Source organism: Pseudomonas cremoris (genome assembly GCF_014230465.1).
Genome location: NZ_JAAXCY010000001.1, coordinates 386,779 through 400,967 on the forward strand (window position 1 = coordinate 386,779; position 14,189 = coordinate 400,967).

The window sequence follows — 14,189 nt, forward strand, 5'->3', positions numbered from 1 at the left end:
ATGTATTCACAAATAGAAAGGTGTGAACCCAACCCAATGTGGGAGCGGGCTTGCTCGCGAAGAGGCCCTAACAAACACCTCATCACCCAAGGGATAACCCAATGCCCGCATTCAGCAAAATCCTCATCGCCAACCGCGGAGAAATCGCCTGCCGCATCCAGCGCACCGCCCAGGCCTTGGGCTACCGCACCGTGGCGGTCTACAGTGACGCCGACGCCCAGGCCCTGCACGTGCAAATGGCCGACGAAGCCGTGCCTATCGGCCCCGCGCCCGTACAGCAGTCCTACCTGAACATCCAAGCCATCATCCACGCCGCGCAGGTCACCGGCGCCGACGCCATCCACCCTGGCTACGGTTTCCTCTCCGAAAACCCCGACTTCGCCCGCGCCTGCCTGGCGGCGGGCCTGACCTTCATCGGCCCCAGCGTTGCAGCCATCGAACTGATGGGCAGCAAGCGCCTGTCCAAGCTCGCCATGCTCGACGCGGGCGTGCCGTGCATCGCCGGCTACCAAGGCAGCGCCCAGGACGACACCACGCTGCAACGCGAAGCCGAACGCATCGGCTACCCACTGATGATCAAAGCCAGTGCGGGCGGCGGTGGCCGGGGCATGCGCCTGGTGCACACAAGCGATGCGCTCCTGGACAACCTGCACACCGCGCGCTCCGAAGCCAGAAACGCCTTCGGCAGTGACGAACTGATCCTCGAACAGGCGTTGATCGACCCGCGTCACGTCGAAATCCAGCTGTTCGGCGACAGCCACGGCCACCTCATCTACCTCGGCGAACGCGATTGCTCGGTCCAACGTCGCCATCAAAAAGTCATCGAGGAAGCGCCCTGCCCGGTGATGACTCCCGCGCTACGCCACGCCATGGGCGAGGCGGCGCTCAAGGCCGGGCGTGCGGTGAATTATGTCGGCGCCGGCACGGTGGAGTTCCTGCTCGACCGTAACGGCCAGTTCTACTTCCTGGAAATGAACACCCGCCTGCAAGTCGAGCACCCAGTCACTGAACTGATCAACGGCCTCGACCTGGTGGACTGGCAGTTGCAGATCGCCGCCGGCCAGCCGCTACCGTTGACCCAACAGGAAGTGACGCTGACCGGCCACGCCATGGAAGTGCGCCTGTACGCCGAAGACCCGGCCCAGGGCTTTCTGCCGCAAACCGGCGACGTGTTGCGCTGGCAACCGGCAGCCGGTGTGCGCACCGATCACGGGGTTGTCGAAGGCCAGCGCATCAGCCCGTTCTACGATCCGATGCTGGGCAAGGTCATCGCCCACGGCGCCACTCGCGAAGAGGCGCGGCGCAAACTGCTGCGGGCCGTGGAGGACACGTTGCTGCTGGGCGTCGCCACCAACCAGCAACTGCTGGCAAACCTGCTCAAGCACCCGGGCTTTATCGCTGGCGATTTCGGCACTGGGTTTATCGCCGAGCACTTCAACGAGGTCTCGCGCCCGGAGGCGTCAAAAGAGCAACTGGCCCTGGCCGCCGCGCTGTTTTATCAGCACAGCGCCGGCCAACACCCCCAAGCCCTGGCGGGGTGGCGCAACAACGCCAGTGTCCCCGTAACCTACCGCCTTGAGGCCAACGACAACCTCCACACCGTCAGCGTTGACCCGCTGCCAATCACCCTCGACGGTCGCTACGCGGTCGTGGTGCTCAATGGCATCCGCCGTCGTATCGCCTATCACCTCGACGGCAACCAATTGTGGCTACCGGGCCTGACCGTGATCAATCGCACCCAGCAGGTCGCCAACCGCCAGGCCGACGCCCAAAACGGTACGGTCAAGGCACCGATGGACGGTGCCATCGTCGATGTACGGGTCAACGCCGGTGACCGCGTGAGCAAAGGCCAACTGCTGCTGGTGCTGGAGGCGATGAAAATGGAGCATCCGCTGACCGCCGGCATCGACGGGGTGATCAAGGGCGTGCAGGTGATGACGGGCGATCAGGTGCGCAATCGCCAGGTTCTGCTGGAGATCGAATAACGCCCTAGGCGGAACTACACGGCCGGGCTACGCTCTATCCCCATCAGGAAAGGACGAGTACGGGAACCTGCACCATGCCTCATTGGCTGATTATTGACCTTGAAGCCACCACGGATGACGGCGGCTGGCCCGTGACAGAGATGGAAGTCATCGAGATCGGCGCGAGCCTGGTGAACCGCCAGGGTCGCGAGCTGGATCACTTCCAGCGCTTTGTGCGGCCGCTGCGCCGCCCATTGTTGACGCCTTTCTGCCGCCAACTGACCCACATCACCCAAGCCAACATCGACAGCGCCGCTGCGATCACCGAGGTGTGGCCGCTGTTCGAGCGCTGGCTGGGCCAGCATCAAACCCGCCTGGAAGGCTGGGCCAGCTGGGGCGATTACGATCGCAGGCAGTTGGAACTGGAGTGGCAACGCCATGGCCTGGCCAGCGCGCTGGCCGACACGCCGCATGTGAACCTCAAGCAACGCTTCGCCAAGGCGCGGCGCCTGGACAAGCCCTTGGGGCTTAATGGCGCACTGCAATTGGCGGGTATGCAGTTCAACGGCCAGCAACATCGGGCGCTGGAGGATGCGCGCAATACCGCGCGCCTGTTGCCGTTGATTTTGCCGGTCTAGGCAGCTCCCCTGCCCTTGGGCATACTGGCCGACCTTTCCAGACCCTTTTCCGAGGATTCACCCATGTTTAAAGTCAACGAGTACTTCGACGGCACCGTCAAGTCGATCGCTTTCGGCACCGCAGAAGGTCCGGCGACCATCGGCGTCATGGCCCCGGGTGAATACGAGTTCGGCACCGCCCAGCGTGAAATCATGCACGTGGTGTCCGGCGCCCTGACCGTCAAGCTGCCAGAGGCCAGCGAGTGGGAAACCTTCGCCGCCGGCAGCCAGTTCAACGTACCGGCCAACAGCAAGTTCCAGTTGAAGGTCGCCGTGGACACCGCTTACCTGTGCGAATACCGCGGCTAAGGGTTAGCCGCTCAAAAAAAGGCCCGTCTCGCAGGAGACGGGCCTTTTTCATTCCAGGACCGTGACCGGCATCCCCACGGCCAACTGGCCGATGCCATCGTTAACCAGGTTCTGGCCGAACATCACGTCACCGTCCTGTTCGCGATAGGTCTTGAGCGTTGCCAGTGGTTCTCGGTCGGCACTGCGCTCGCCAGTGGCCGGGTCGATGGTAGTGAGGATGCAGCGTGAGCAGGACTTGACCACGCGAAACTCCACCTCGCCGATGCGCACGCGTTTCCAGCCATCTTCGGCAAAGGCCTCGCTGCCTTCGATCACCAAGTTGGGGCGAAAACGCAGCATCTCCATGGGCCGGCCAATGCGTTGTGACAAGTCGTCAAGGGAGGCTTGGCCGATCAGCAGCAAGGGGAAGCCATCGGCAAAACCGACTTTGTCGTCATCTTTGCCGAAGCCCGCCTCGGTGCTGCGCGCACGTTCCACTGGCACTTGCACCAGGCGCGTCGGCTTGCCGATGAAGTCGCTGACCCAAGCGGCGGCCGCGTCGCCGGCGTCTGGCACCCGCAAGGTGTCGCGCCAGATGGTCACGCCACGCAACTCGGCCTCGCTGCCGGGCAGGGCCACGTCAAGCGGCGCATGGCCTGGCGAACTCAAGGTCAGGCCACCGGCGCTGTTCCACAACGCCGCCAGCTGGCTCATCTTCGCCACGGCACGCTGGGTCAGGAAACGTCCGCTGGCCGCGTCCACCAGCATCCAACGTCGGTCGCCGTCCAGCCCCAGTTTGTCCAGGCCGATCTGCTGCAAGACCTCGGCCTTGCCAGACTTCAAGGGGTAACGGTACAACGCGCTGAGACGAAGCATGGGCCTGCGTTCCTGAAGGGAGAAAGCCCACACTATACGCGCTACGGTGTACCTGGTGCCTCACGCCAACCTGACACAGCGCAGCGCGGGACAAGCCCGCTCACTACATTAGGCGGGAACTTCGTCCAGCAACAGGCGTTGGCGTACCACGTCCACCAGCTTGTCGGGCTGGAATTTGGACAGGAAATTGTCGCAGCCGACCTTCTTCACCATCGAATCGTTGAAGCTGCCCGACAACGATGTGTGCAGCACTACGTAGAGCCCGCGCAGGCGCGGGTCGTTGCGGATCTCGGTGGTGAGGCGGTAGCCGTCCATCTCGGGCATTTCGGCGTCGGTGAAGATCATCAGCAGCTTGTCGGTCATCACCTGGCCCGTGTCGGCCCAGGCCTTGAGCATGTTCAGCGCCTTGAGGCCGTCGCTGGCGATGTGCATTTTCACCCCCAGTTGGCCGAGGGTGTCGCGCAGTTGCGAGAGGGCCACGTTGGAGTCGTCCACCAGCAACACCTCGCGGCCACGGGCGCGTTCCAGCACCGGGTCTTCGAGTTTTTCACGGGAGACCTTGGCGTTGTACGGCACGATCTCGGCGAGGACTTTTTCCACGTCGATGATCTCCACCAATTGGTCGTCGACCTTGCTGATGGCCGTGAGGTAATGCTGGCGACCGGCGCTGGCCGGTGGCGGCAGGATGGCTTCCCAGTTCATGTTGACGATGCGGTCTACCCCGCCTACCAGGAACGCCTGCACCGAACGGTTGTACTCGGTGACGATGATGGTGCTGTTGGGGCCAGGCACAAGCGGGCGCATGCCGATGGCCTGGGACAGGTCGATCACCGGCAGGGTCTGGCCGCGCAGGTTGACCACGCCGCAGACAAAGGGATGACGCTGTGGCATCAGGGTCAATTTGGGCAGTTGCAGCACTTCCTGCACTTTGAACACGTTGATCGCAAACAGCTGCCGCCCGGCCAGGCGAAACATGAGGATTTCCAGGCGATTCTCACCGACCAGTTGCGTGCGTTGATCTACCGTGTCGAGAATGCCGGCCATTAAAAGCTCCTGATGCGCTAAGGGGTTGTGCAACTGACGAAAACGCGTCCGTTCTGATTCAACGCGGCGCCTTTGAATTCTTCGCGAGCAAGCTCGCTCCTACGCTATTTATCGGCGGCGAGCGCCAGATCTTGACCCTGGTAAAATGCCACGTAAATTCATTGATGTCACACTGACATCATGGTTTACTGCGCGGGCCTCCTCATATGGCTTTGCGGCAACATTGCGCGACATTCAATTCGACGCAAGGTTCCTCTATGTAAGGGATTCCCCTACACACAATCGGGCCCAACCTGATATTCGCAATATCTAATAGCCATTAATGTGACGCCATTCTCAATGCATGAATGGAGTCAGGCTTTTGTTTGCCATCCCAAGCCCTCGGCCCACGGGTCTTCCAGACGCTCATTTGTCGGCAACTGAAGTTGTGCACTTGACCCCACTCATGAGGGGCGTGCGCTGCAGTCGCCCGCATTTCAATAAACGTCCTACTGAAATCTCAGAACGGACCTACAGATTCCAGTCATATTTCAGCGCTAGTTTTAAGCCATTCACCCGGTGCGGCATCTCATCACCCGACCTTATGTTGTGGAGACTTGCATGATGAACAGCGCAAATGAATGGCAAAGCACACTTCCCGAGTTTTTGCTTGAAGCTGAAATGCTGCTGGCCAAGTCGGAAGAATGCTTGAACCACCTGCATCTGATTCGTGACGACAGCGACGCCATTGACTGCATGAAAACCAGTCTGATCAAGTTGGCGGAAAAGGCCGACACCCTGGCCCTGCAGGCGATCAGCGAGTTTTCCCGACATATCCAATACCTGATCGACAACGCCGCCAGCCCCATGCAGTTGCACGACGAGGCGCTGAATGCGTTGCACGCTTGCCTTACCCTGTTGGCCTGGCAACTGGAACTCATCGACTCGCGAACTGGTGAACTGGGTATGGATGACAGCGAACAAGCCACGTTGATTGCGACAGTCACACTGCAAATCCCACAAAAGGATTTCAGTTATAAACCTCAGCAACGCGTGCATCACGCTTCGTCCTGAAGGTTTATCGGGTCGTATTCAAAGCATGAATTGTCTGAAAACGACACAATCAACTAACACCTGGGCTTGAGTTAAGCGCGGAAAGATATCAATTAGCCATTAATGGTAATAACGATACAAACACATTCAAACAATACAACTCTCCCTTTTGATGAACTCTGGCAATACCGCCCAGGGTGCTTACGCGTTTAATAAACCGGCCGGGCACTCCACCAGGCGACCAACGGTTAGAGTGGTGGTACTATGCCCCGCTCGAAGTGACTCAACTTCACCATGCTTAAAACCGATTCGATAGAGCATTCCAAACAGAGCCCCGTCAGCCGCCGTGACCGGACTTCCCGCAGCGAACCTTCATTGGCTCCATCCTCTATGTACGCCAACCTCAAGACACTCATCGCAAGGTCCGCGTCCCGCAGCAATGCACGTCGTTTGATCCTTGCCCTGTGCCTTGGCTCGCTGCTGCTGAGCCTGTGGGCCTACAGTTTTTCCGCGGCCTTGCCACTGCTGGTGATTCTTAACCTGGCAACACTGGTGGTGGTCGGCCTGCAACAGTGGCACTCGCGCAAGTCCATCAAGTTCCAGCCCCAGGAACTGGCCGACCGCTTGCTGCAGGTGCAGGAAAACGAACGCCACCGCCTCAGCCGCGAACTGCATGACGATATCGGCCAACTGCTGACCGCCGCGAAGCTGCAAAGCGAATGGCTCAAGCGCCGCCTGCCCGAAGACCTGCAAGACCAGTGCACGGTCCTGTGCAATACCCTCAGTGAAACCCTGGCCAAGGTGCGCGACGTGTCCGCCATCCTTAATCCCCGGCAGTTGGCCAGCCTGGGCCTGGAGGCCAGCCTGCGCGCGCACCTGCTCAAGACCCTGGAAAACACACCCGTGCACTGGAGCCTCGAGTGCCAGCAACGGCTGACCGGTATCCCCGAAGAAATGGCCGTGGCAGCCTTTCGGATTACCCAGGAAGCGGTGACCAACATGCTGCGCCACGCCCAGGCGCAGAATCTGCTGGTACGTCTGCAACGTTTGCCTGAGGGCCTGTCGCTGACGATCTGCGATGACGGCCAGGGCTTTTCACCCGCCATCAACCCAGGCCTGGAAGGCCAACGGGGCATGGCGGGGATGTCCGAGCGAATTGATCAACTGGGGGGCTCGTTGTCCGTTAGCAGCCAGCCAGGCAAAGGGACGCGGATCGACGCACTTTTTCCCTGGGCGCCCCGCGCCCTCGAACGGGCCAGTTCCCCTAAGGTTCTCGAGTGACCTGCACATTACTCCTGGTGGATGACCACGCCCTGATCAGGGCCGGCGTACGCGCGCTGGTCCAGGATATTCCCGGCTACCAAGTGGTCGGCGAAGCCAGCGATGGCGCGCAACTGCTTGAACAGTTCAGTGCCTTGCAACCCGATATCGTCCTGCTGGACCTGTCGATGAAGCACACCGGCGGCCTGGACGCCTTGCAACAGCTCAAGCGCGCTTACCCCAAGAGCCGTGTGCTGATTTTGTCGATGCACACCGATCCCGAGTTGATCATGTGCGCGCTGGAGTCCGGCGCCCACGGCTACCTGCTCAAGGACACCAGCGCCAACGAGCTGGAACACGCGCTGCTGGCGTTGCGCAACAACGAGCGCTACCTGAGCCCGGCAATCGCCCACACGGTGATCAACCAGGCGCTGGTGCGCAGCCAGGGACCGACCACGCCCGCAGGCCACACCCATAACCTCACGGCGCGGCAATTGGAGATTTTGCGGTTGATCGTGCGTGGTAAATCCACCCGCGAAATTGCCCATGGCCTGGGCCTGAGCATCAAGACGGTGGAAGCCCACCGCTCGCAGATCATGAAGCGCCTGCAGATTTTCGACGTGGCGGGCCTTGTGCTATTCGCCGTGCGCGAGCAAATCATCAGCCTGGACGACTAGCGGCGAACCCACCGGCAAGTGTACCCGCAGCGCCTTGGGCAACGCGGCGAAGCGCAAGTCATCGCCCTTGAGCGGTTCGCCGTCGAGGTTGATGTACAACCCTTCGGCAACCTTGATCTCCACCCACGGCAAGCGTGCACGCACAAACATATTGTCCAGGCCCCAACCGTCGCTCATCAGGGTGAGCAGCGTGCCCACCACTTCCTGAGGCGCCGGCAGGATGCTGATGTCCAGCAGCCCATCGTCCGCCAACGCGCCGGGGCACAACACGTGCCCGCCACCCGCCTGGCGCCCGTTACCGATACCAAGCGCGAGCAGGTCGCCCTTCCAGTGAAACCCCGGGCCTTCCAGTTCGCCATAGGCAGCCTTCAACTCGCTGAAGCGCGTCAAGCCGGTGAACAGGTAGGCAGCACCGCCGAGGACTTTCTTCAAGTCTTCGGAGGTATTGGCCGTGACCTGGCTACCAAAGCCGCCGGTGGCCATGTTGAGGAAGATCTGCCCACCAGCCTGGCCCAGGTCGATGGCCCTGGCCGGCACATCCAGCAGCGCGAGAGCAGCGTCCGGTTCCAATGGAACCCCTGCCGCGCGCGCGAAATCGTTGGCAGTGCCCAGGGGCATCAGCACCAGGCTGGCGTCAGTCTTGGCCAGGGCCATGGCTTCGGCCACATCGCGCAAGGTACCGTCGCCGCCGCCGGCTATCAGGTGGGTATAGCCGTCATCGAGGGCTTCGTTGACCAGCCGCTGGGCATCGCCGCCCTCCCAGGTAACCCGCACGGCCAGCTCCCAGCCCAGGTCGCGCCTGGCCTGCACGGCAGCGCGCACGTCCTCGTTGAGGGCTTGTTTGCCGTGAAGGATCAACAGGGCCTTGGGGGTGGTCATGGTGGAGTTCTCCTGAGTTCAAAGGTGCTTGAAGGATGTTGACCTTGAACCGATAGGAAAAGTGCAGCTACAAGCTTGTAGCTTCAAGCTCTTAACTGCTCTTGTGCAACTTGCTCATCAACTGCGCCTCGGCCTGGGTCAGGCCGCACGACTGGGTCAATTCATCCACCGTCGCGCCCATCCCCACCAACTTCGCCGCCTGGGCAAATGACAGGCTTGAAGGATCACGCTGCTCGATCTGCGCCAGCTTGTCCGGCAAGGGACCGAGGATCGCGCGCAGTTCATGCACTTCGTCCCCGACCTTCACCGCGCTCTGCTGGAAGTGGTCAACGCGCTTGACCAGTTCCACCAGGCGCCGATCACGCACCGCGTCACGCTCGGCCTGTTGCAAGGCCAACTCCCGCTGCTGGCGCACGTAGCGCAGCACAAACGCCAGCGTCCCGGCCCACAACAGGGCCAGGACAATCACCGCTGCCTCAAGGAACAATCAGATGCTCTCCAGTTCCGACCACTCTTCTTCGCTCATCATCTTGTCCAGCTCAACCAGAATCAGCAGTTCGCCGTTCTTGTTGCACACGCCCTGGATGAACTTGGCGGATTCTTCGTTACCCACGTTCGGCGCGGTTTCCACTTCCGATTGGCGCAGGTAAACCACTTCGGCCACGCTGTCGACCATGATCCCGACCACTTGCTTGTCGGCTTCGATGATGACGATACGGGTGTTGTCGTTGACTTCGGTCGGCACCAGGCCAAAGCGCTGGCGGGTGTCGATCACGGTGACCACGTTGCCGCGCAGGTTGATGATGCCCAGCACATAGCTTGGCGCACCCGGTACCGGCGCGATCTCGGTGTAGCGCAGCACTTCCTGCACGCGCATTACGTTGATGCCGTAGGACTCGTTGTCCAGTTTGAAGGTCACCCATTGCAGGATCGGATCATCCAAACCTTGTGCGGACGCTGACTTGTTCATACCCCTGACCCCTTCAAATGCCGCTGCATGCGGCGTGTATGCTTCATTGGCCACGCAACCGCGTGGCCCTTATTGTTCAATCAACTGCGTTTGGTCACCGGCATCGTCTTGACGGCGCCGCTGGCGATCAACTCGGCCAGTTCGGCGACGTCGAGCAACGCGCACATGTGTTCGATCACGGTGCCCGCCAACCAAGGCCGTTGGCCCCGGTGGCTGCGCCACTTGATTTCATTCGGGTCCAGGCGCAACGAGCGGCTGACTTGATGCACCGCCAGCCCCCACTCGTAGCCCTGCACCGAGATCACGTATTGCAGGCCCTGGCGGAAATCATCGCGGTAGCGGTCGGGCATCACCCAGCGCGCGGTGTCCAGCACCTTGAGGTTGCCAGCCTGGCTGGGCAGGATGCCAAGGAACCACTCAGGCTGGCCGAACAGCGGCGTGAGCTCCTGGCCTTCCAGGGAATAGATCGACCCCAGGCACACCAGCGGCACCGCCAGGGTCAACCCGGCGACATCAAACAGCAGGCATTCGAACGGCTCGGCCGCCCAACTCGGGCGACCGTCGCCGGTCACTGGCGGCGGCGTGATGCTCGGCGGCAGATGAACCTCGACAACCGGCTCGACCACCACAGGCGCCACAGGCACCGCTACTACTGCCACCGGAGCAATCGGCACCACGACGGGCGCGACGACAACGTGAGCATCACGCGCTTGTTCTTCCAATACGGCCAACTGGAATTCATCCAGCGTGCTTTGCGGCTCGATCGCAGGCTCGAGGACCAGGATCGGTGCCGGCAATTCTTCTTCGGTCGCATCCTGCAGCAAGGCATCCAGGTAGGATTCCAGCGCCAGTTGCGGCCGCGTCTTGAGCTCGATAGGCCGGTTCATCACGCCACCTGCGCCACAAGTTGCTGCGACAGCAGATGCTTGAGCAACGCGCGGTAGGCCAGCACGCCACGGCTTTTCGGGTCGAACTGCGACGGCGCGAGGCCGGCGCGGCTGGCGTCACGCAGGCGCGTGTCCACCGGGATGTAGCCATTCCAGATGGTGTCCGGGTAAGCATCACGCAGCACCCGCAAGGTGCCGAGGGACGCCTGGGTGCGACGGTCGAACAAGGTCGGCACGATGCTGAACGGCAGCGCCTGTTTGCGCGACCGGTTGATCATCGCCAAGGTGCTGACCATGCGCTCCAGGCCTTTGACCGCCAAGTGCTCGGTCTGCACCGGAATCACCAACTGCTGGCTCGCCGCCAAGGCATTGACCATCAGCACGCCCAACAACGGCGGGCTGTCGATGATCGCGTAGTCGAAGTCCTGCCACAGCTGCGCCAGGGTCTTGGCGATCACCAGGCCCAGGCCGCTCTGCCCCGGCGACTGGCGCTCCAGAGTAGCCAGCGCGGTGCTGGATGGCAGCAGCGAAATGCTTGCATTGCTGGTGGGCAGCAACAGTTGCCCGGGCAGGTCGGCCGGCACGCTGCCTTTGTGCAGGAACAGGTCGTAGTTGCTGTGCTCCAGCGCATCCGGGTCGTAGCCGAAATAGCTGGTCATGGAGCCGTGGGGGTCCAGGTCGACCACGACCACGCGCTTGCCCGCCTCGGCCAGCAAGCCGGCTAAGGCGATGGAGGTGGTGGTCTTGCCGACTCCACCTTTTTGATTGGCAACTGCCCAGACTCTCATTCGGTTGGTTCCTCCCGGCTGGCGCAGGCGCGACCGAGACATTGCATAAGTTATAGAGCCGGTGACGGAGTATTGACGGTGCCCTGACGAACCGGCGGCTTAACAGGAGGCAAAGCAGTTTGTGTGCCAGCGCGCTTTAAGGCGGCGTCCGGTGTTGCATTGGCCGTGCCGGTGCCGGTCAGGCTGCGACGTACATCCAGGTTACGCGACACCACCAGCACCACCCGGCGGTTCTTCGCGCGACCGTCTGCCGTGGCGTTGTTGGCCACCGGCTGGAACTCGCCATAGCCCACCGACGCCAGCCGCCCAGGGTTCACGCCCTGCATCGCGAGCATGCGCACGATGCTCGACGCACGTGCCGAGGACAGCTCCCAGTTGGTCGGGTACTGCGCGGTGCTGATCGGGAAATTGTCGGTGAAGCCTTCGACGTGGATCGGGTTCTCAAACGGTTTGAGGATCGCCGCCACCTTGTCGATGATGGTAAACGCCTGGTCGCTCGGCAACGCGTCGGCACTGGCGAACAACAGGCTGGAATTAAGCTCGATCTCCACCCACAACTCATTGCCGCGCACGGTCATCTGGTTGGAGCTGATCAAGTCGCCAAAGGCTGCGCTGATGTCATCGGCGATGCTTTTCAGCGGGTCGCTGGTACCGCCCACGCCGGCGGCGGTTTCGTCGCTGTCGTTGACCAGCGGCTTGGCTGGGGTGACGGTCTTGGGGCGCTCTTCGCCGATGGGGATCGGCTTGAGGGCGCGGTCGGCATCGTTGAACACCCCGATCAGCGCCTGGGAAATGACTTTGTACTTGCCTTCGTTGATCGACGAGATGGAGTACATCACCACGAAAAAAGCGAACAGCAAGGTGATGAAGTCCGCATAGGACACCAGCCAACGCTCATGGTTGACGTGTTCCTCAGGCTCTCGACGGCGACGGCTCATAGACGATCCTCCCCATCAATCCATGAAGCCCTGGAGCTTCAATTCGATGGAGCGCGGGTTCTCGCCTTCGGCAATCGACAGGATGCCTTCAAGCAGCATCTCGCGATAACGCGACTGGCGCATGGCAATCGACTTGAGCTTGCTGGCCACCGGCAGCAACACCAGGTTGGCACTGGCCACGCCGTAGATGGTGGCGACAAACGCCACGGCAATACCGCTGCCCAGTTGCGACGGATCAGCCAGGTTGCCCATCACGTGGATCAGGCCCATCACCGCACCGATGATGCCGATGGTCGGCGCGTAGCCGCCCATGCTTTCAAAGACTTTGGCAGCGTTGATATCGCGACTTTCCTGGGTGTAGAAATCCACTTCCAGAATGCTGCGGATGGCTTCCGGTTCGGCGCCGTCTACCAGCAACTGCAGGCCTTTGCGTGCGTAGCTGTCGGGCTCGGCATCGGCCACGCCTTCCAGGCCCAGCAGGCCTTCCTTGCGTGCAGTGAGGCTCCAGTTGACCACGCGGTCGATGCCACCGGGCAGGTCTACGCGTGGCGGGAAAATGATCCAAACCAGGATCTGCATGGCGCGCTTGAACGAGCTCAAGGGCGACTGCAACAACGCAGCACCGACGGTGCCGCCGATCACGATCAACGCCGCCGGGCCGTTGGCCAGGGCGCCAAGGTGACCGCCTTCGAGGTAGTTGCCGCCAATGATTGCGACAAACGCCATGATGATGCCGATCAGGCTTAAAACATCCATCAGAGGCAGGCCTCCACCAGATGCTTGCCGATGTCGTCCAGGCTATAGACGGCGTCGGCCAGGTCAGCCTTGACGATGGCCATGGGCATGCCATAGATCACGCAACTGGCTTCGTCCTGGGCCCAGATGGCACTGCCGCCCTGTTTGAGCAGGCGCGCGCCTTCACGGCCATCAGCGCCCATGCCGGTGAGCACCACCGCCAGAACTTTGTCGCCGTAGGACTTGGCTGCCGAACCGAAGGTGATATCCACGCACGGCTTGTAGTTGAGGCGTTCATCGCCCGGCAGGATTTTGATCGCGCCACGGCCATCCACCATCATCTGCTTGCCACCCGGAGCCAACAGCGCCAAACCAGGACGCAAGATGTCGCCATCCTCGGCTTCCTTGACGCTGATGCGGCACAACTTGTCCAGGCGCTCGGCGAAGGCCTTGGTGAACGCGGCCGGCATGTGCTGGACCAACACGATCGGCGCGGGGAAGTTGGCCGGCAACTGGGTCAGCACACGTTGCAGGGCAACCGGGCCACCGGTGGAGGTGCCGATGGCGACCAGCTTGTAAGCCTTGCGCTTGGGCGCCGGCGAATGCGCCGTTGCAGCAGGTGCAGGCGCACGTACCGGCGCTACCGCAGGCCGTGGAACGGGCGCAGGCGCAGGCCGTGCAAACGATGACGTCGGCGCGGTCGGCGTAGCCACCGGTGAAGGCGCCGGGGCTGGCGCACTGAACAGACTGCGACGGTTACTGCGGGAAATGCTGTGGACTTTCTCGCACAACAGTTGCTTGACCTTCTCGGGGTTGCGCGAGATGTCTTCGAAGTTCTTCGGCAGGAAGTCCACCGCACCAGCGTCCAGCGCGTCAAGGGTTACCCGGGCGCCTTCGTGGGTCAGCGAGGAGAACATCAACACCGGGGTCGGGCAGCGCTGCATGATGTGCCGGACGGCCGTGATGCCATCCATCATCGGCATCTCGTAGTCCATGGTGATCACGTCAGGTTTCAACGCAATGGCTTGATCGATCGCCTCTTTGCCGTTGGTGGCCGTGCCAACCACCTGGATCGTTGGATCGGCGGAAAGAATTTCCGAGACGCGGCGGCGGAAGAAACCCGAATCGTCCACCACCAGGACCTTGACTGCCATAAACACTCCGTTAGGTGGGG

General features: G+C 61.7%; 16 protein-coding genes. 6 read left to right on the forward strand and 10 right to left on the reverse strand.

The annotated features are described in order from the left end of the window. The first annotated feature begins 101 nt into the window (after positions 1–101). The 3 genes from HF257_RS01760 to ppnP all read left to right on the forward strand — a co-directional run bounded on the left by HF257_RS01760 (position 102) and on the right by ppnP (position 2,950). Positions 102–1,985 carry an acetyl/propionyl/methylcrotonyl-CoA carboxylase subunit alpha gene (locus tag HF257_RS01760; RefSeq protein ID WP_185703708.1) on the forward strand — a complete coding sequence of 628 codons (1,884 nt, stop codon included), beginning with the start codon at positions 102–104 and terminating at the stop codon, positions 1,983–1,985. Positions 1,986–2,059: 74 nt separating this feature from the next. Further along, a complete protein-coding gene (locus HF257_RS01765) occupies positions 2,060–2,602 on the forward strand; it encodes an exonuclease domain-containing protein (RefSeq protein WP_185703706.1) in 543 nt (180 codons plus the stop codon). Between the two features lie 63 nt (positions 2,603–2,665). Further along, positions 2,666–2,950 carry a pyrimidine/purine nucleoside phosphorylase gene (gene ppnP / locus HF257_RS01770; RefSeq protein WP_060756004.1) on the forward strand — a complete coding sequence of 95 codons (285 nt, stop codon included), beginning with the start codon at positions 2,666–2,668 and terminating at the stop codon, positions 2,948–2,950. A gap of 48 nt (positions 2,951–2,998) precedes the next feature. On the opposite strand, the gene HF257_RS01775 is transcribed toward ppnP, so the two are convergent. Together HF257_RS01775 and HF257_RS01780 are read right to left on the reverse strand one after the other, a co-directional pair. Continuing rightward, positions 2,999–3,805, reverse strand: coding sequence for an MOSC domain-containing protein (locus tag HF257_RS01775; RefSeq protein ID WP_185703704.1), 807 nt, complete (start codon positions 3,803–3,805; stop codon positions 2,999–3,001). Between the two features lie 108 nt (positions 3,806–3,913). Continuing rightward, on the reverse strand, positions 3,914–4,849 hold the full coding sequence (locus tag HF257_RS01780; RefSeq protein WP_185703702.1) for a chemotaxis protein CheV: 936 nt from the start codon (positions 4,847–4,849) through the stop codon (positions 3,914–3,916). A gap of 600 nt (positions 4,850–5,449) precedes the next feature. Between HF257_RS01780 and HF257_RS01785 the strand changes: the two genes are divergently transcribed. The 3 genes from HF257_RS01785 (at position 5,450) to HF257_RS01795 (ending at position 7,818) form a co-directional block, all read left to right on the forward strand. Then, positions 5,450–5,902, forward strand: coding sequence for a hypothetical protein (locus tag HF257_RS01785; RefSeq protein WP_185703699.1), 453 nt, complete (start codon positions 5,450–5,452; stop codon positions 5,900–5,902). A 369-nt stretch (positions 5,903–6,271) separates the two neighbouring features. Beyond that, positions 6,272–7,162: a sensor histidine kinase gene (locus HF257_RS01790; protein WP_185704360.1), complete on the forward strand. Its 891-nt coding sequence runs from the start codon at positions 6,272–6,274 to the stop codon at positions 7,160–7,162. Then, on the forward strand, positions 7,159–7,818 hold the full coding sequence (locus HF257_RS01795) for a response regulator (RefSeq protein WP_185703697.1): 660 nt from the start codon (positions 7,159–7,161) through the stop codon (positions 7,816–7,818). The genes HF257_RS01790 and HF257_RS01795 overlap by 4 nt, the downstream gene beginning before the upstream one ends. Here the strand turns inward: HF257_RS01795 and yegS are convergent. From yegS to HF257_RS01835, 8 genes are all read right to left on the reverse strand, one after another. After that, positions 7,777–8,697 (reverse strand): lipid kinase YegS, encoded by a 921-nt coding sequence (gene yegS / locus HF257_RS01800; protein WP_185703695.1) that lies wholly within the window; start codon positions 8,695–8,697, stop codon positions 7,777–7,779. The two genes, HF257_RS01795 and yegS, sit on opposite strands and share 42 nt — an antisense overlap. Positions 8,698–8,788: 91 nt before the next feature. Continuing rightward, positions 8,789–9,184 (reverse strand): DUF2802 domain-containing protein, encoded by a 396-nt coding sequence (locus HF257_RS01805; RefSeq protein ID WP_185703693.1) that lies wholly within the window; start codon positions 9,182–9,184, stop codon positions 8,789–8,791. Beyond that, on the reverse strand, positions 9,185–9,667 hold the full coding sequence (locus HF257_RS01810) for a chemotaxis protein CheW (protein WP_010564003.1): 483 nt from the start codon (positions 9,665–9,667) through the stop codon (positions 9,185–9,187). Positions 9,668–9,747: 80 nt separating this feature from the next. Next, positions 9,748–10,554: a CheW domain-containing protein gene (locus HF257_RS01815; RefSeq protein WP_185703691.1), complete on the reverse strand. Its 807-nt coding sequence runs from the start codon at positions 10,552–10,554 to the stop codon at positions 9,748–9,750. After that, positions 10,554–11,342, reverse strand: a complete 789-nt coding sequence (locus HF257_RS01820; RefSeq protein WP_185703689.1) for a ParA family protein — start codon at positions 11,340–11,342, stop codon at positions 10,554–10,556. The genes HF257_RS01815 and HF257_RS01820 overlap by 1 nt, the downstream gene beginning before the upstream one ends. Before the next feature lie 50 nt (positions 11,343–11,392). Then, the gene (gene motD, locus HF257_RS01825) at positions 11,393–12,280 is read right to left on the reverse strand and encodes a flagellar motor protein MotD (protein ID WP_185703687.1); all 888 of its coding nucleotides are present in this window, start codon (positions 12,278–12,280) and stop codon (positions 11,393–11,395) included. A 15-nt stretch (positions 12,281–12,295) separates the two neighbouring features. Then, on the reverse strand, positions 12,296–13,036 hold the full coding sequence (locus HF257_RS01830; RefSeq protein WP_010208778.1) for a flagellar motor protein: 741 nt from the start codon (positions 13,034–13,036) through the stop codon (positions 12,296–12,298). Beyond that, positions 13,036–14,169 carry a protein-glutamate methylesterase/protein-glutamine glutaminase gene (locus tag HF257_RS01835; protein ID WP_185703685.1) on the reverse strand — a complete coding sequence of 378 codons (1,134 nt, stop codon included), beginning with the start codon at positions 14,167–14,169 and terminating at the stop codon, positions 13,036–13,038. Before HF257_RS01835 ends, HF257_RS01830 begins: the two co-directional genes overlap by 1 nt. Positions 14,170–14,189 lie beyond the last annotated feature (20 nt).

Bases quoted from the DNA above. Each gene is read 5' to 3' on its own strand.
- HF257_RS01830 (WP_010208778.1), bottom strand. From the start codon at position 13,036: ATGGATGTTTTAAGCCTGATCGGCATCATCATGGCGTTTGTCGCAATC.
- HF257_RS01790 (WP_185704360.1), top strand. From the start codon at position 6,272: ATGTACGCCAACCTCAAGACACTCATCGCAAGGTCCGCGTCCCGCAGC.
- HF257_RS01820 (WP_185703689.1), bottom strand. From the start codon at position 11,342: ATGAGAGTCTGGGCAGTTGCCAATCAAAAAGGTGGAGTCGGCAAGACC.
- HF257_RS01785 (WP_185703699.1), top strand. From the start codon at position 5,450: ATGATGAACAGCGCAAATGAATGGCAAAGCACACTTCCCGAGTTTTTG.
- HF257_RS01775 (WP_185703704.1), bottom strand. From the start codon at position 3,805: ATGCTTCGTCTCAGCGCGTTGTACCGTTACCCCTTGAAGTCTGGCAAG.
- yegS (WP_185703695.1), bottom strand. From the start codon at position 8,697: ATGACCACCCCCAAGGCCCTGTTGATCCTTCACGGCAAACAAGCCCTC.
- HF257_RS01765 (WP_185703706.1), top strand. From the start codon at position 2,060: ATGCCTCATTGGCTGATTATTGACCTTGAAGCCACCACGGATGACGGC.
- ppnP (WP_060756004.1), top strand. From the start codon at position 2,666: ATGTTTAAAGTCAACGAGTACTTCGACGGCACCGTCAAGTCGATCGCT.
- HF257_RS01835 (WP_185703685.1), bottom strand. From the start codon at position 14,169: ATGGCAGTCAAGGTCCTGGTGGTGGACGATTCGGGTTTCTTCCGCCGC.
- HF257_RS01810 (WP_010564003.1), bottom strand. From the start codon at position 9,667: ATGAACAAGTCAGCGTCCGCACAAGGTTTGGATGATCCGATCCTGCAA.
- HF257_RS01815 (WP_185703691.1), bottom strand. From the start codon at position 10,554: ATGAACCGGCCTATCGAGCTCAAGACGCGGCCGCAACTGGCGCTGGAA.
- HF257_RS01780 (WP_185703702.1), bottom strand. From the start codon at position 4,849: ATGGCCGGCATTCTCGACACGGTAGATCAACGCACGCAACTGGTCGGT.
- HF257_RS01760 (WP_185703708.1), top strand. From the start codon at position 102: ATGCCCGCATTCAGCAAAATCCTCATCGCCAACCGCGGAGAAATCGCC.
- motD (WP_185703687.1), bottom strand. From the start codon at position 12,280: ATGAGCCGTCGCCGTCGAGAGCCTGAGGAACACGTCAACCATGAGCGT.